General features: G+C 46.6%; 12 protein-coding genes. 10 read left to right on the forward strand and 2 right to left on the reverse strand.

Annotation, left to right across the window (positions count from 1 at the left end; genetic code table 11):
• Positions 1 to 66: 66 nt before the first annotated feature.
• Positions 67 to 1,536 (forward strand): NAD-dependent succinate-semialdehyde dehydrogenase, encoded by a 1,470-nt coding sequence (locus tag NIE88_RS17455; RefSeq protein WP_253064081.1) that lies wholly within the window; start codon positions 67 to 69, stop codon positions 1,534 to 1,536.
• A 210-nt stretch (positions 1,537 to 1,746) separates the two neighbouring features.
• Here the strand turns inward: NIE88_RS17455 and NIE88_RS17460 are convergent, their stop codons facing one another.
• Both NIE88_RS17460 and NIE88_RS17465 read right to left on the reverse strand, forming a co-directional pair.
• Positions 1,747 to 2,931 carry a glycosyltransferase family 4 protein gene (locus NIE88_RS17460; protein ID WP_253064083.1) on the reverse strand — a complete coding sequence of 395 codons (1,185 nt, stop codon included), beginning with the start codon at positions 2,929 to 2,931 and terminating at the stop codon, positions 1,747 to 1,749.
• 4 nt (positions 2,932 to 2,935) lie between these two features.
• Complete coding sequence (locus NIE88_RS17465; protein WP_253064085.1) at positions 2,936 to 4,381, reverse strand: lipopolysaccharide biosynthesis protein; 1,446 nt, start codon at positions 4,379 to 4,381, stop codon at positions 2,936 to 2,938.
• 225 nt (positions 4,382 to 4,606) lie between these two features.
• Here NIE88_RS17465 and NIE88_RS17470 point away from each other — a divergent pair, with 225 nt between their 5' ends.
• The 9 genes from NIE88_RS17470 (at position 4,607) to NIE88_RS17510 (ending at position 16,533) form a co-directional block, all read left to right on the forward strand.
• Positions 4,607 to 6,367 carry an ABC transporter ATP-binding protein/permease gene (locus NIE88_RS17470; RefSeq protein ID WP_253064087.1) on the forward strand — a complete coding sequence of 587 codons (1,761 nt, stop codon included), beginning with the start codon at positions 4,607 to 4,609 and terminating at the stop codon, positions 6,365 to 6,367.
• The gene (locus tag NIE88_RS17475; RefSeq protein WP_253064089.1) at positions 6,339 to 8,003 is read left to right on the forward strand and encodes an amino acid ABC transporter ATP-binding/permease protein; all 1,665 of its coding nucleotides are present in this window, start codon (positions 6,339 to 6,341) and stop codon (positions 8,001 to 8,003) included. The genes NIE88_RS17470 and NIE88_RS17475 overlap by 29 nt, the downstream gene beginning before the upstream one ends.
• Before the next feature lie 18 nt (positions 8,004 to 8,021).
• Complete coding sequence (locus NIE88_RS17480) at positions 8,022 to 8,642, forward strand: MptD family putative ECF transporter S component (protein WP_253064091.1); 621 nt, start codon at positions 8,022 to 8,024, stop codon at positions 8,640 to 8,642.
• Complete coding sequence (locus NIE88_RS17485) at positions 8,635 to 9,321, forward strand: energy-coupling factor transporter transmembrane component T (protein WP_253064093.1); 687 nt, start codon at positions 8,635 to 8,637, stop codon at positions 9,319 to 9,321. The genes NIE88_RS17480 and NIE88_RS17485 overlap by 8 nt, the downstream gene beginning before the upstream one ends.
• A gap of 3 nt (positions 9,322 to 9,324) precedes the next feature.
• Positions 9,325 to 10,824 carry an ABC transporter ATP-binding protein gene (locus tag NIE88_RS17490; RefSeq protein ID WP_253064094.1) on the forward strand — a complete coding sequence of 500 codons (1,500 nt, stop codon included), beginning with the start codon at positions 9,325 to 9,327 and terminating at the stop codon, positions 10,822 to 10,824.
• Positions 10,825 to 10,880: 56 nt separating this feature from the next.
• Positions 10,881 to 11,174: a hypothetical protein gene (locus tag NIE88_RS17495; protein ID WP_253064095.1), complete on the forward strand. Its 294-nt coding sequence runs from the start codon at positions 10,881 to 10,883 to the stop codon at positions 11,172 to 11,174.
• 1,024 nt (positions 11,175 to 12,198) lie between these two features.
• Positions 12,199 to 13,518, forward strand: a complete 1,320-nt coding sequence (locus tag NIE88_RS17500; protein ID WP_253064097.1) for a UDP-glucose dehydrogenase family protein — start codon at positions 12,199 to 12,201, stop codon at positions 13,516 to 13,518.
• 43 nt (positions 13,519 to 13,561) lie between these two features.
• Positions 13,562 to 14,791 (forward strand): glycosyltransferase, encoded by a 1,230-nt coding sequence (locus NIE88_RS17505; protein ID WP_253064099.1) that lies wholly within the window; start codon positions 13,562 to 13,564, stop codon positions 14,789 to 14,791.
• 314 nt (positions 14,792 to 15,105) lie between these two features.
• Positions 15,106 to 16,533, forward strand: a complete 1,428-nt coding sequence (locus tag NIE88_RS17510; RefSeq protein ID WP_253064101.1) for a lipopolysaccharide biosynthesis protein — start codon at positions 15,106 to 15,108, stop codon at positions 16,531 to 16,533.
• Positions 16,534 to 16,545: the final 12 nt, after the last annotated feature.

Here is a 16,545-nt window from a genome sequence, read left to right on the forward strand (position 1 = left end):
AGGTATGCTAGCTTTATAGGTTCATTTTTCAGCATGGATTTACTACATTAACGAGGTGAACGCATGATGGCACTAGAGAATTCATATGTAAAACAGGCACCGAAGCAACTCTTTATCGGCGGGGAATGGATTGATGCGGAGAGCATGGAAGTTGACGATGTCGTTAATCCTGCAACCGGAGAGGTAATCGCCAAAGTAGCGCGCGGCGGTGCGGTAGATACGGAAAAAGCGATTGAGGCAGCGCAGGCGGCTTTTCCCGTCTGGTCATCAATGCCTGTGGATGAACGCGCCAAAATCTTACGCAAGGTCGCGGATTTAATCACAGAAAAGGCGGATGAACTTGCGGAGATTATGACTATTGAGCAAGGTAAACCGCTTGCTCAGGCTAAAGGCGAAGTGCTTGGCGGCGCGGAAAGCGTGCGCTGGCATGCGGAGGAAATGCGCCGCATTTATGGGGAAACCATTCCGGGGCCGGGCGGACATCTATTTCTTGTCAAAAAAGAACCGCTTGGCGTGGTTGGCGCAATTACTCCGTGGAATTTTCCATCGTCAATGATTACACGAAAAATTTCACCGGCGCTTGCAGGCGGGAATACAATCGTACTGAAGCCGTCTCCAGAAACGCCGCTTTCTGCGACCTCATTAATGGAAATTTTTCAAGAGGCAGGAATTCCTGATGGTACTGTGAACCTCGTCATTGGCGACGCGCCGGCGATTGGTAAGACACTGACTTCGAGCAACGCCGTACGTAAAATTACTTTTACAGGCTCAACCGGAGTTGGGAAAATGCTGTTCGAGCAGTCGGCACATACATTGAAGAAAGTATCATTGGAACTGGGCGGTCACGCGCCGTTTATCGTGTTTGATGATGCCCCGGTTGATCAAGTAGTGACCGATCTTGTATCTTCGAAATTCCGCAACAACGGACAAGTCTGCACCTCGCCGAATCGAATTTTCGTGCATGAATCGATTTTCGCTGAATTCACGGACAAGCTTGTCGCAGCTGTGAAAAAAGTTAAAGTGGGCAATGGTTTGGAGGAAGGCGTGGATGCCGGGCCGCTTATTCGTGAAGATGCAATCGAAAAAATTCAACGCCAAGTAAACGACGCGGTAGAAAAAGGTGCCATGCTGGCGACCGGCGGCAAGCGTCTGATCGATGGCGACTACGCGATGGGTAATTTTTACGCACCGACTGTCCTTCTAAATGTCACAAATCAAATGGATATTTTCTATCAAGAAACCTTTGGACCGGTGCTGCCGGTCATTAAGTTTACGGATACGGATGAAGTGATCGGCATGGCTAATGATACGAACTATGGCCTTGCCAGCTATTTCTATACCTTGGATTTGAAACGGATTGCCAAGGTCAGCCAGGGATTGCAGTACGGCATGGTCGGTGTCAACAGCAACACGGTTGCCTTCACCCAAACCCCATTCGGCGGTGTCAAACATTCCGGCTTCGGCAGAGAAAACGGACATCAAGGCATTGATGACTATGTGAATGTGAAATTTATCAATCTCAATTATGGAATTTGACTAATTAGAGCAAGAAACTCCGGATCCGGAAAATTGGATTCGGAGTTTTTATTATTATGAATCACGCAAAATAGACGGTCAATAGAATAAAATATCTAAAAAGGCCGATAAATTTTGGAAAAGGACCGATAAATTGCTTAAAAGACCGATAAAATCCCGAGAGCCGCTCGGGAGCATAATCTGAGTGTTATAAATTTACTGAATCAGGCCTTAGTTCAGTTTTTCCAACAGCTCCTTCAGATACCCGTCGGATCGAAAACGATACAATGCGGTTTTTCGGGCACTCGCACCGAGCCGATGACGTAATTCCGGGCGAGTCGCGCAGCGCAGCAGTGCGTCGGTCAGGCGCGCATCGATGTTGCTCCCCGTTCGGACGACAAGTCCTGTTCCTGTGCCGATCAGTTCTGGGATAGCCCCGGCATTGGTTGTGATGACGGCTTTTCCGAGGATCATTGATTCGGCGATGGTTAGGCCAAACGCTTCATGACACAGTGACGGGAGGGCGACCATGTCGGCAATCGAGAGATACGCTGGCAATTCGCTATGATTGATGTAATCCATCAGCGAATAGGAGTCTGCTGGAAGTAAATCGAGTGTCGGCTGAATTTTCTTCTGATCTTTTTTATAGGGAAAGCTGCCAAGCAGCACTAAGTAGAGTGATGGTGTGACTTGTCGCGCACGCGCGAAGGCTTTTATCAGTTCCAGCACACCTTTTTCGAGATTCAGCCGTCCGTAATAGAGCACAACCGGGCGATTTTCCGGTATGCCGCACTGCTCGCGGATTCTGTTTGAGAAACGGTGATCAAAGGACGGTTTGAACAATGCGGTATCGATGCGATTGTAGAGGACACGGGCTTTCCATTTGTCTTGCTCAGACGCGGCTGTTTGGACACGATTATTGATATAGCTGCTGACCGAGAGCACACGATCGCACATGTGAATGATTGAGCACGCCTCATAGTACTCCTTATTCAGCGTATCGTTATGCAGATGCAGCGCAATGCACGTCTTGCTGCCAAGATGTCTGCGCAGCGATTTGATGAACTTTGGCCGATTTTCCACGATAATCCAGTCGTAGCTGCGTCTTTCAAGTGCGCGAATGGTTCGTGACAAGAACACATGTGAATACATGGAAAGGCGGCACGTGTTCGAAACTCGATTCATCATATGTCGCGCGTAATGGAACGGATCATCCTTGTTGATATAAAAGAAACGAGTGTGATTGATGCTGGTGCTTTGCTCCCGAGCGCAAGGATCGTCAATAGAGTAGACGTCAAGTTCAGCCATCGGTTGTCGTTCATTATCCTGAATGAGCAGATCAACTAAGGTTTCTACTGCTCCTCCCTGAACGGCAGGTACCGGCCGTTTTTCCGTACAAATGATTGCAACTTTCATGAGCTTACCTCCGATTTGTTCTCGTTTTTTTCCAAAATACCCATAGCACGCGAATGGTACTGCGCTGAACAATGAGGATTAAGAGCAGTGAAAAAATGTTTGCGATGGTGAGCCATGGAACATCCATTAGGTTTATAAAAGCAGCGGCGAAAAGAATGAGAAAAACAATGTAATGCTTCGTTACTGGGAGGCAAACCCAATGTTTTCCTGAGAAAAAAGTTCGCGCTGCAAAAAAGAAGAGAAACGCAACCGCTGTAGCAATAGCCGCACCTTTGGCGCCGAATGGTGGTACGAGAAGAATATCGAGTATAACCGCTGGAATCAGGGCACATAGGCCAACCCAAATGTTCAGATAACTTTTTTTGGAAAAAACAATGCCGAGGCAAGTGGTTTCACTTACGGTGTAGATGAGCGGCTGCATACATAAGAAACAGACAAGGTATTGTGCGCTGCTGTAGTGAGCAGATAAAAGAAACACGATAATCCCTTTAAATAGGAAGATACCGGCTGCAAGCAGCGACATCGCGAGCAGAACGGTATCACTGACGATTTTAAAATAGGTGACGGGCCGATTCTCGGAATACCAGCGATAGGCGGTGGGGACCCAAAAACTGGTGAATCCGCTTTGAAACACGGAAAGAACGGCGGCAACTTTCAGTGTCGCAGAAAAAATGCCTATTTGATTAAAAGTGCTCCAAAGGCGAAGCGCGAGTCGGTCTAATCCACCGAGCAAACTGGAGAGCGAGGTCGCAATCACAATCGGCAATCCAAAGGTGACAAGCGTTTTCAATAAAACGCGATCCATGGAGAATCCTTTTGGATTGAGCATCCTGCGGTAGCGCCAAAACAGCCAGGCATCACCAGTGATTTGACCAAATACCGTGGCGTAGACAACGGTCAGAAAATCACGGCGAATGAAGAAGATGAAAAACAAAGTCAGTAGAAACACAGCTGATTTAGCCATGATCGCCAGTAGGGAATACTCGAATGCTTTCTCGCGCATGCGCACGGAAAGCATGAGGAAGCGTTCCAAAACCATAAATAAAGTCATCACACCGAAAAGAATCGTAGGCAACGCTTCATCCGGGCGCCCGAACAGTAGCTGTGACAGGGGTCTGGGATGAAGCAGCGCAGCAAACAGGACAAGCAGTGCTAAGCCTAAAGGAAGCAGCAATGCATGTTGCAAAAGTTTCGTTTTATCGGATGCTCCATGATATTCTCGCGTGTAGGCCTGATCAACACCAAGAAAAAGAAACGTACCGACGATTGTCTGAAACAGAAGAAACATGCTTGCTTTTCCATATTCGGCAGGATTAATGTAATAAGTAGTGAGGGGGATCGTCATGAATGAAATCAGTGCGCCGATGACTGGTCCCATTGAAAAGCCGATTAATTTCTTAATTAATTTGTTCATCACGTTTTCAACCGTTTCGTAGGCAGCTTCAGCCAAAAGTTATGATCTTAGTCTTTCATTTCCAACCATGTTTCATACAGGCGAAAATAAACAGCGGTGAAAGAGGGACTATTGCCTGTTAAATGAGAGAGACTTTCATTTATAAAAATACGCGAATCATGTATAGTAGAGTGTAGATTAGGATTCTTCGGATCGTTCGATGTCTTTTTCGCTTTCCCGAAAGAGACGGAAATTGCTGTTTAAGAAGGGTGGCGGGTCGTTTTGATAAATAAGAGACTTTTCCGTCTGACAAAAGGCGCAAGAAAATGGCTGTTTATCAGTGTGCTGAACAGTTATTTAAGTGCTGTTTTTTATATGGCGAGTATGCTGCTTTTTGCTCTTTTACTGCAATCCATATTAATGGGACAGACTGCGCTTTGGCATGTACTTTTTGCGCTGCCGGTATTACTTGCACTGCTTTTTGCTCGAATGCAGACGAATGGGCACATGGTTGCGGCCGCAGCGCGCTATTCGAATGCTGCGCGAAGTATGCTAAGGCGTCGGCTTTATGAAAAAGTATCGGAGCAGGAGATCCGTGACCGCGGCTCATTCTCTGCATCGGAACTTGCTCAAACAGCGGCAGGCGGTATTGATCAGCTGAGTGCTTATTTCGGCCGTTACATTCCTCAGGTATTCAGCACGATGCTAATCCCTCCGACCATTCTGCTTGTTCTTGGTGTATTCAATTGGGTCGTTGCACTTGTTCTTGTGCTCTGTGTTCCGCTGATTCCGCTTTCGATTCTTGTTATTCGTAAACTGGCTAAAGGACAGTCAAGGAAATACTGGCGTGCCTATGTGAGCTTAGGTGAGCGTTTTCTTGAAAATATTCGTGGTCTGACAACACTCAAGGTTTTTCAGATGGATGAAACGATTCATCGGGAAATGAATCAGAATGCTGAACGGTTTCGTACCTCGATCATGCAGGTACTCAGGGGTCAGCTCAATTCGATCACCGTCATGGACTTTATCGTATACGGCGGCTCGGGGGCCGGGATTGCGGCCGGTTTGATTCAGGCATCCCAAGGCAACCTTAACCTAGTCGGACTGATTCTCGTCCTGCTTTTGAGTACTGAGTTTTTTCTCCCGCTACGTTATCTTGGTTCGCTTTTTCATGTTGCGATGACTGGAGTGTCGGCTGCAGAACGACTTTTCCAATTTTTAGATCTTCCTGAAGAACAATATGGAGAGCAGAAATTATCTGCCACATCAAGCTACAGAATTGAGGCGCACGAGCTCAGTTTTTCCTACGATGGAACGCGTCCCATTCTGCAATCGATTGATTTTGAAGCACAGACTGGAGAGCGGATTGCGCTTGTCGGCCAATCCGGCTCGGGGAAAAGCACCTTGCAGCGCTTGGTTTCAGGCTTGCTTCGAGGATATAAAGGAAGTTTGACAATTAATGGAAATGAATGGCGAGACCTTGATCCAGACAGTGTGTTTCAACAGGTCGGACTTATGTCCTCAGACAGCCGGTTATTTACGGCGACCTTGCGGGAAAATCTACGATTCGGTAATCCGAATGCGGAAGATGCCGCGCTTATTGCCGCTTTAGAACGTGTTAATCTCAGATCTTTTTTTGATACGTTGAGCGGGGGGCTTGACACCGTGCTGACTGAGAATGGTGGCAACCTGTCCGGAGGCCAGAAACAACGGCTGATTATGGCTCGCCTTTTGCTGGCCGACCGGTCGATTTATCTTTTTGATGAAGCCACCTCGAATGTAGATGCGGACAGTGAAGAAATCATGCTTGATGTGATGCGCGCGCTTGCTCAAGAAAAGTTAGTGATTGTGATCGCTCACCGAATGTACTCCATACGCGATGCGGACCGCATTTATGTGCTGGATCGCGGCGCGATGGTTCAGTCTGGAACGCATGAAACACTGATCTCCGAGGAAGGTGCTTATAAACGGTTGGTCGAGGAAGAAGAAAAAATGGAAAAGGGTGTGTGTGCGGATGAGAAGAACGAGCTCGGCAGTCATTAAACTTCTTAAGTTGGCGGGTCCTTTGACGCCTATGCTGCTCTTTTCCGCATTTTCGGGGGCAGTGAGCAGCTTGTCTGTGCCCGCGATCTTCTTGTTAGGTGCTTATGGAATCGAGAAGCTTTTGTATGGGAATCCGCTCATTTTATGGAGTGTGTTCGGCGGCATGCTCGTACTTGCCTTAGTCCGCGGCGTATTTCGCTACACGGAACAGTACACCGGTCATTATGTCGCCTTTCGTTTGCTTGCGAAGTTGCGTGATCAGGTATTTACCGCGATGAGACGGCTTGCGCCTGCAAAATTGGAAGCAAGGAACAGCGGTGAACTGGTATCAACGGTTACCGGTGACATCGAACTCATTGAAGTGTTTTACGCACACACGATCGGTCCGGTGTTAATCGGTGTGACGGTGTCGACAGTCATGACGATTGTTCTTTGGATGATTCATCCCGTTTTCGGCATGATTGGGCTGGCTGCTTATTTAACGCTCGGCTGCGTCATTCCGATCATCAATTATCAGCATGAAAAAGATAAAGGGACTGCGATGCGGCGAATTGCCGGCCAATTTCACCATTTGCAGCTCGATATTTTCTCCGGTATCCGCGATATTCGATTATTTGGACGGAAGAAGCTCTATGAGCAGAAACTAATGAACATGGAACAAGAATTGAGTCATGAAGAAATTCAACTAGGAAAAAACGCATTCTTTCTTCGGGGTCTCGGTGAGAGCGGGCTGCTGTTTTTTACTTTTGCCATTCTTTTTGCCGGTACCATTCTGGTTTCATCCGGAATCCTTGTCGGTTCGTCGGTTCTCTATGCAGCTATAGCTTTTTTTGCTTCATCCGCTCCGGTTCTTGCGTTAAATCAGCTCGGTAACGGACTTATTCCGGCATTCGCTGCCTGCCGCCGCGTTGTGCAGCTCATCGAAGAACTTCCGGCTGTGAAGGAGGCAGCAAGCGGTTATGAGCCGAGTACATTTGAAGACGTTGAACTTGGGCAGGTAGACTTCGGCTATGACGATCAACCCGAAATACTGAAGGCCATTGACTTTCATTTAGACAAGGGCGATAAAATTGGTTTGTCAGGTGCAAGCGGATCTGGAAAAAGCACGTTGCTCAAACTGATCATGCGTTTCTGGGACCCGACTCATGGTGAAGTCATGCTGAATGGAGAGCCGATGACGCTGATTCAAACACGTGCACTGCGCGTGATCGAAGGCGCTTCGCTTCAGGACGCCTTCCTGTTCAATCAATCCATTGCCGACAATATCCGAATCGGCAATCCGAATGCAACGGATGAAGAAGTGGCAACGGCAGCAGAACAGGTCAATCTGAAGCAGATGATTGACAGGCTTCCCCATGGTTTTGAAACGAAGGTCGGCGAGCTGGGAGATCGTCTGTCAACGGGTGAACGCCAACGGTTGGCCTTGGCGCGTTTGTTTGTGCGCGACAGTGATTTAATTCTGCTTGATGAACCGACAAGCAATGTTGATCGCTTGAATGAACACATGATTCTTCGCGCGCTGGATGAGCGATTTGAGGGGAAATCAATGCTCATTGTGTCGCATCGACGCTCTGCGTTGAATCACACCGATGCGGTTTACGCTATGGAGCAGGGCAGATTAAAGAAAATCAGATAGATAGGGATTGAGACATATATGAGGAAAAAATTTTTAGGCATACGTGATGTGGTTACCATTGCGATATTTACCGCGGCGATCATGATGATCGGAAGTGCACTTTCTAAGGTGTTCGGCGTCTTAAGCTTCTTGACCGCAGGAGGAGCTATTTTAGTTTCCGGGGCGGTTATTTCCTTTTTAACAGCGCCGCTGTTTTTGCTTATGGTTTTGAAAGTAGGTAAGCACGGGGCAATTTTTCTGCACAGTATTCTTTATGGGTTCATTTTTCTGCTCGCCGGTCTGCCGCATATGGTTATTTTCTACGCTCTGGTCGGACTGATTGGCGAAGCGATGATGATGCCGCGCGGGAGCGGATATCGTCATGTGTTTCGGTCAGGGCTTGCCTGCAGCGTTTTTCTCAGTGTCAAATCGTTGCATCCGGCTGCCATACTATGGATCATCGGTAATTATAATCCGCAGGGCGTTCATGGATATACCGCAGCGCAAATTGCAAAGATGATGGACATTTATTTCAATCCAATTACAGTGGGACTGATCTTTGTTCTGACCTTTGTCGGTTCTGCAATCGGCTCTTTTGCAGGAGCCAGGCTGTTGCGCAGGCATTTTGTTAAGTCGGGTATCCTGCAGATCAATGAGTAAACCTTTAATTCTCGACCCTCGAACGAAGCTCGGCGTTGTTCTGGTTATCGGCTTTCTCATCTTTGGCTCAACCGTGACGCAGCTATTGCTTTTATTCTCGGTTACAGCCCTTTACGGATTTTTGAACGGTGTGCGAAGATCACTGCCCATTTACGTGCTGATTCTCTTACTCTATTTTCTTTCGGATTACTTTGCATCTGAGACACGGAATATACTTTTTGTCAGCCTTGCTTTTTTTTCCTATTTTATCGTTTGTTTTCTTCCTGCGCTACTTGCCGGCGAAGTGCTGGTACGTACGCCTGCCGGTCAGCTCATGTCTGCATTGACTGCCTGGCATCTTCCGAAAACGATAATTGTTGCCTTCTCGGTCAGTCTGCGCTTTGTGCCAATTGCCGGAATGGAGATACGATCTATTCATGAGGTCATGAAACAGCGCGGTGTTGCTTTTTTCAGCCGGACAGGCTGGCTTCATCCGTGGCGTGTCTTTGAGTGTGCACTTGTTCCGCTGATGATCCGATTGCTGAAAATTTCGGATGAATTAACGGCATCGGCGATCACTCGCGGCGCGGAGGCTCCGATAAGACGAACATCGGTGCATGAGATTAAATTTCATTTCTGTGATTATGCGGTTATTCTGCTGCTTCTTATCCTGACTTTCGTTTTGTTGGTAAGGAGATAGTCAATGACGAATAAAAGGGCTGATCCGATGATTCAATTAAAAAATATTTATGTACGTTCGCGTCAAGAAGTGCCGATTATCAATAACTTTTCCCTATCCGTGGCGTCTGGGGAACTGGTTGTACTGTCTGGACCCAGCGGAAGCGGCAAATCAACGATCATTCGCCTGATTAATGGACTTGCCTATATGGATGAAGCGCTTGTCATTGAAGGTACGGCGGAGATGAACGGTCAGTCGATTGAAGCCATGGCTTCATGGGAACGTTCGGAGCGGGTGGGCAGTGTGTTTCAAGATCCGCGTAGTCAGTTTTTCACCTCTGTGGTGGGGGATGAACTCGCATTTTATTGTGAAAATTTCGGTATGAGACCGGAAACGATAAAAAAACGCGTCCATCAGGCTGCCATTGAGCAAAAATTGATGACGCTGCTCGATCATCGGATCATGACTTTATCGAGCGGAGAAAAACAAAAAGTAGCCATTGCTGCCGTTCGTGTTGCCCGTCAAACCATCTACGTGCTTGACGAACCTTCATCGAATCTGAATTTGGCGGCAACACTTCAGCTGGCCGACTTGCTTGGAAAATGGAAGGCGGCCGGTCATACAATTGTGCTGGCGGAGCATCGTCTCCACTATTTATCAGATTTGCTTGATCGAATGATTTATGTACGCGCCGGTCAAGCAATGCGCAGCTTCTCAAAGGAAGAACTGGTGATGCTGCCGGCTGAACAACTGGCTGAGTCAGGACTGAGACAGACACGTTTCATCTGGAGAGCGAGTAATAATCGCCGGACAATGCCGCAGAATATCCATCAAGTGAGCATTAATCAATTATCAATTAACGGATGGTCCGTTGGAGAAACGCTTTTACATGATCTTACTTTTTCGATACGTTCCGGAGAAGTTGTGATGCTGACCGGTTCGAATGGGATTGGCAAGACAAGTCTCGCTCGCGTGCTCTGCGGCCTTTCCGGCAAGAGCGAGGGAACGATCATGATCGACGGCCGACCTGTTCCGCGCAGAAAAAGAAGTCAGCAAATCCGCTATGTCATGCAGGAAGCGGACTACCAGTTGTTTGGTCAGAGCGTGTGGGATGAACTGTTTATAGGAATTAAAGAGGACGATGTTCAAGTGCCGCGTGCACAGCAGCTTTTACGAGAACTCGATCTTTGGGCACTGCGCGATCGACATCCGTCCACACTTTCGGGGGGCGAGAAACAGCGGGTGACGCTAGCCGCTGCATTGATGAGTGCTGCACCGATCATTATCCTTGATGAACCGACTTCCGGACTTGATTGGCACAGCTTAGAAAAAGCAGCTGAATGCTTAAAAAGAGAGGCGGGAAAAGGGCGGATTTTTCTAGTCATTACGCATGATTATGAATTGATTAGCCAGGCCGGTACGCGGTTGATCCATTTAAGGGATCGCGTCATCAGCGATGATTTCCTCTTAGATGAAAACTCCAGTGCCCGTGTTTTGGCCCTTTTAACCCAGGATGAACCATGACATGGAAAGCTTATTTTAGGGAACGATACAAAAAATAGAGATAAGGGAGGGAAATCATGGAGAACCGATATGCGATTTATGAAGAGTATGACGGCAGGCAACGATTCCCAATCAATATTCGGCTGCCGAAAAAAATAGTTGAGGCGATGTCACTGCGTGATGCGGTCAATGCCTTTTCGTTGAGCCACAATTTAGAAATTGTCCGCTACGCCGAGCTTCCCGAGGATGATGTGCGCGTCTGGTTTCGCCGAACGAACCTGCTCGGGCAGAGCAGCAATTTCGGTTATTATTTTCGAATGCTTAAATATGGAGAATTATCCGAAGAGAAAGATCCGTTTCCGGACAAGTGAAACGGATTTTTTTACACAAATTAAGAAAGTATACAGATTTAGAGGAATTTAGTGTAAGCGCAACTAAGAATTAGCCGTCACCAGAGGCTTGACGAAGCCAAGTTTTTCTAATAGGTAAAGAAAATTTATCGTTTTGCCTTGCCGGTACGACGATAAGGTCATAAGATTCGGTTGGGCGATCAGGTAAGCGCCCAATCTGAAAAATAAGCGAAAAAATTCTGCTTATTTAGAAAATGTATGAAAAAATTGCTTAAATAGACGGAGAAATTCCACTTATCGAATCGAAAAACGTGAAAGTGAAGGGTTTTGCTTTGAATAAGCGGAAAAATTACCCTTATGTACCTGTGAAACATGCATCATGATGCATATAACCGGAAAAATTCCGCTTATTTTGCTCGTTATTTAATGAAAAACCAGAATGCTTAACGAAACAGAAATGTTTGATCAAGCACAGGGTGATGATTCAAAACGGTATTTGGAGCAAAAGAGCTTTCGCTAAAATGCATACACCCACGGCAAGCGAGTAATCGAAGCGACGATTCAGCACCGAAAAGACACAAAGCTATCATACATGGTAAGGATCGAACGCTTTTTTACCTGGTTTTTCTGACACAAATATACAGATTTAGAGGAATTTAGTATAAGCGCAACTAAGGCTTCACCTTCGCCAGAGGCTTGGTGAAGTCAAGTTTTCTGATACACTAACAGACTTCCCATTTAATCTTTCACGAATTTCTAAAGCAGCCAATTGTTCCCCATATGCAAGCGGTTGATAAAAAATTTAACCAAATCCATGCATTTTCTTAATACTTTCTTTACGTACGGTATTCATAATAAGAATCAATGCATGATTTTAAGCCTGCAAGGATAGTTTAATCATTGGCGATGTTAAACGATCGTGTTGTTTATTGGTTCATCTGTTGCATAGCAAGAGCCACTTTCCGAATGCCAGTAAATAGTGACGAACACGATAATCTTTTAACACAGCATAATCATTAAAGAGGAATAATGTGGGGGGACATATATGAAAATCGCAGTGATCGGCACAGGCTATGTTGGATTGGTTACAGGTGTTGCACTTGCTGAAATCGGTCATACGGTCACATGTATTGATGTTGATCCGGAAAAAATTGCTGAGCTTAATCAAGGCATTCCAACCATCTACGAACCGGGGCTCGGTGAAATGATGCTGAGAAACCAGAAACGCCGGCGCTTGCACTTTACCGATCAGCATCGGGTCGGACTTGATGGAGCAGATGTTGTTTATCTGGCGGTTGGAACCCCACAGCTTGCCGACGGTTCGGCCAACTTGCGCTATATAGAACAGGCTGCGCTAGATGTAGCGGAGTATGCACAGGAATCCGTCATTGTCGTTATTAAAAGTACGGTACCGGTCGGCACAAACATGCGAATCAAACAATTGATGCTCAGCCATGTTCGCCCCGGTATCGCCATTCGAATCGCTTCAAATCCGGAGTTCCTCCGAGAAGGATCAGCCATTCACGATACCTTTCATGGCGATCGAATCATTATTGGAACGGAAGATCATGAAACCGCGGATGTGCTGGAAGAAATCAACGCACCGTTCGGCATTCCTGTAGTAAGAACCGACGTATCCAGCAGTGAAATGATTAAATACGCCTCGAATGCATTTCTGGCGACGAAAATAAGCTTTATTAATGAAATTGCGAATCTATGTGAAAAGTTAGGTGCCGATGTCGAAGAAGTTGCAAAAGGTATGGGTCTGGATCATCGAATCGGCAGTGCCTTTTTGAAAGCCGGGATTGGCTATGGCGGTTCTTGTTTTCCAAAGGATACCAATGCACTGGTACAGCTTGCTGGAAATCATCATCATGATTTCAATCTGCTCAAATCGGTGATTGAGGTCAACAACCATCAGCAGCAGCTCTTAATCGAAAAGATGCTTACACGTTTCGGTTCGCTTCACGGTAAAAAGGTGGCTGTACTCGGTCTTGCGTTTAAACCCAATACCGACGATTTGCGCGAATCTCCGGCACTGGTGCTGATACCAAAATTGGCGGAACTTGGCGCAGAGGTTGTGTGCTACGATCCGATTGCGGCAAATCAAGGCAGCAAATGGATCAGTGCACCTGCGGTATATACAAAAAGTGTTTCCAAAGCATTAAATGGAGCAGATTGTGCGATGATCGTTACCGATTGGCCGGATATTAAGCGAATGGATCCACAGACTTTTGTCCGCCTTTTGCACGAACCGATCGTTTTTGACGGCCGAAATTGCTACACGATTTCGGCAGCACGCAAGGCAGGCATTGAATACTACTCAATCGGACGTCCAGATGTGATTCCTGAAGTCAGCAAGTAGACGCGCGTCGCGGCCGAATGTCTCAATATGATGGTGACACTCAATGAAAATTCTGTTTCTCGTCGGAGAGTTTCCGAAACTCTCGCAAACGTTTATTTTAAATCAAATTACAGGCTTGATTGACGCCGGCCATGAGGTAACAATTCTCGCGAAGAAAAGCGGATCGGATTCAAAGATTCATCCCGATGTGGTGAATTATGAACTGCTCAGCCACGTGGTTTATTATGGCAACTCGTCTCAGGCGCAAACGCGCGCGCGCAAGGGCTTGTCTTTCGCCCGTGCACTAGGCGCGCATTTGTTTTCCTGTGCTTTTAACAGAACCTACAAATGCGAGGCTGCTTTTCGTGATCTGATCAAAATGCCGAATCTGATCTTGCTCGTACGTACGCTCAATCAAGTTAACTTAACGGATCAAACGGTTATTATGGCGCATTTCGGACCGAACGGACTGCTTGCACAAAAATGTATTGAGCTGGGATTGCTGAACGGAACCTTGTTCACCGCTTTTCACGGTTACGATATGCTGCGTTATGTGAAACAAAAAGGCCAAGATGCGTATCATGATTTATTTCGTTCACCAGCTTTTATTTTGCCGATCAGTGATTTCTGGCGCAGACGCTGCATTGAACTAGGTGCAGATCCGTCCAAAATTATTATTCATCATATGGGGATTGATCTGCTGCGCTTTGACAGCCATCCCTCTCAGCTCGCGAAACCGGCAGTCATTGTCTCTGCCGCACGTTTGGTCGAAAAAAAAGGATTGATTTACGGCATCAAGGCCGTCGGACAGCTGATAAAAAAGGGATACTCCGTCCGTTATTTTATTGCCGGTGACGGTCCGTTAAGGGACATGCTGCAACAATTGATTGACGACAATAAACTGACGCGGCATGTCCGCCTGCTTGGCTGGAAAACACAAGATGAATGGATTGAACTGATGAAGACGGCACAGATTGTGCTTGCTCCCAGTGTCACAGCAAGCGATGGCGATATGGAGGGCATTCCCGTGCAGCTGATGGAAGCCATGGCGATGAGGAAAATTGTTGTTTCCACCTATCACAGCGGCATTCCCGAACTGATTCATGACAAAGAAAATGGCTTCCTTGTGGCCGAAAAAAACGCGGACGCATTGTCGCGTGTTTTGGAAGAAGTCATCCTGTCGCCGGAGAAGTGGGGCAGAATCACACAAAATGCGCGGCAAACGATTAAAGATCAGTTTAATATACAAAAGCTGAATGCTGAATTGCTGCGGCTCTTTGATACACTTATGTAAGTACACGAGTGAAATTTAGCAATGATGCGGAGCCGTTGTTTCGAGAGAAAGATTCACTCATCTTCAAGACCTTTCACCGGTTATCGTGCCTTTGTGTCTGCACATAATTCGCGAAAACAACTTTGCGAGATGATATTCGATGCCAAAGGCTTGGTCTTGCAACGCTTTTCTAACAAATAATCGATAGAAAAGCAGGGGCTCCGGTAAATCATCTTTTCTTGCGGTTTGCCGGGCAATAGGCCGTTCATGATCATACAGCTTTAACTTTGAACAAGACTTAATCAAGCCAAGCTTTGCAACGAAAAGGGGAAAAAATGAAAGCATTTATTCAACGACTGCTTGCTTTTTCAATCGGACCTGCCGGCGGCGCGCTCATCGCTTTTATTACCATACCGGTGACCACACATTTTGTGTCACCTGCTGAATATGGCAAAGCGAGCATGTTCGCGCTTGCTTTAACGATGCTGTCAACCTTCCAATATTTGGGGATTGATCAGGCTTATACGAGGGAATTTAATGAGGTGGATGATCGGAAGAGCCTTTTTCTTCACGCACTGCTGTTTCCGCTCCTATTTGCCCTATTGTTCCTGCTTGTAATTGTTTTGAATCTAGACACGGCTTCTCATATTCTTTTTGGCGCGCGTGATCAGTACAGCGCAGCGATTCTTCTTGGCATTTCACTTGTTTTTATCACGTTTGAACGCTTCATTTTGCTGTCGATTCGTATGGAGGAAAAAGCATTTGAATATTCAATGTTTACCATTTTTATTAAGCTGGTTATTTTGGCTGCGACCTTGCTGTTTGTTCTGATGATCCGCAGGGATTTTCTTGCAGTCGTCTATTCAACTGCTGCAGGTCAAATGATCGGCGATTCATTTCTGATGATCCGCTACCGCTCCTATTTTACTTTTCGCGGCTTTCACTTTGATCGCGTGTTGCTGCGGCGTATGGTTATATTCGGCTTGCCGCTTGTTGTTGCTGCGTCAGCATCAACAATCCTGAATTCTGCCGGACGGCTTGCGCTCAGAACATGGAGCGGTTTTTATGAAATCGGTATGTTCACTGCTGCACTGAAAATTGCCGCAGTGCTCGCTGTCGTGCAGTCCAGCTTCACGAACTTTTGGGTGCCGACTGCTTATCGGTGGTACAGCGAAGGACGATCCATTCGTGCGTTTCAAGCGGTAAGTGAAGGTACCCTTCTGTTCATGTCCGTTCTGTATTTCGGCATCCTTCTTTTTAAAGATCAATTAATGTTTCTTTTATCTCCGCAATATGTGCCTGCCGCAGGCGTTCTTGGTTTACTTTGTCTCCAGCCCGTGCTGTATACGGTCAGTGAGACAACGACGCTTGGCATTGTTTTTTCACGCAAGAGCTATTTGAATATTTGGGTCAGTATCTGTTCACTTCTGCCATGCCTGATCATCAATTGGCTCTTCGTCCCGCACTATGGTGTTCTCGGCGCGGGACTTGCAACGGGTATCTCCTATGTTCTGTTTTTTTGGAGCCGAAGCTATTTCTCCTCAAAAAATTGGACGGGTTTTTCACTTGCGAAGCATTACTCCGTTGTGGCGCTGCTTTTAGCCGCAGGTGTTCTTAATGCTTTCCATTTTCGATTCATGGTTTTGGCAAATTTGGGTATGCTTTTATTAGTGGTGCTCATTCAGAGACGTTCGATTATTACCGTTTATATGAAATGGCGCGGATCAAAAAATAATAACCATTCATCAACTTTTTTCTCCTGAGATGAATCTGAA

The organism is Sporolactobacillus shoreicorticis, assembly GCF_024125445.1.
In the GTDB taxonomy this organism is placed as follows: Bacteria; Bacillota; Bacilli; order Bacillales; family Sporolactobacillaceae; genus Sporolactobacillus; species Sporolactobacillus shoreicorticis.

Excerpts from the sequence above, each read along its gene's own strand:
- NIE88_RS17495 (WP_253064095.1), top strand. The coding sequence starts at position 10,881 with ATGGAGAACCGATATGCGATTTATGAAGAGTATGACGGCAGGCAACGA.
- NIE88_RS17485 (WP_253064093.1), top strand. The coding sequence starts at position 8,635 with ATGAGTAAACCTTTAATTCTCGACCCTCGAACGAAGCTCGGCGTTGTT.
- NIE88_RS17510 (WP_253064101.1), top strand. The coding sequence starts at position 15,106 with ATGAAAGCATTTATTCAACGACTGCTTGCTTTTTCAATCGGACCTGCC.
- NIE88_RS17475 (WP_253064089.1), top strand. The coding sequence starts at position 6,339 with ATGAGAAGAACGAGCTCGGCAGTCATTAAACTTCTTAAGTTGGCGGGT.
- NIE88_RS17480 (WP_253064091.1), top strand. The coding sequence starts at position 8,022 with ATGAGGAAAAAATTTTTAGGCATACGTGATGTGGTTACCATTGCGATA.
- NIE88_RS17505 (WP_253064099.1), top strand. The coding sequence starts at position 13,562 with ATGAAAATTCTGTTTCTCGTCGGAGAGTTTCCGAAACTCTCGCAAACG.
- NIE88_RS17460 (WP_253064083.1), bottom strand. The coding sequence starts at position 2,931 with ATGAAAGTTGCAATCATTTGTACGGAAAAACGGCCGGTACCTGCCGTT.
- NIE88_RS17490 (WP_253064094.1), top strand. The coding sequence starts at position 9,325 with ATGACGAATAAAAGGGCTGATCCGATGATTCAATTAAAAAATATTTAT.
- NIE88_RS17455 (WP_253064081.1), top strand. The coding sequence starts at position 67 with ATGGCACTAGAGAATTCATATGTAAAACAGGCACCGAAGCAACTCTTT.
- NIE88_RS17500 (WP_253064097.1), top strand. The coding sequence starts at position 12,199 with ATGAAAATCGCAGTGATCGGCACAGGCTATGTTGGATTGGTTACAGGT.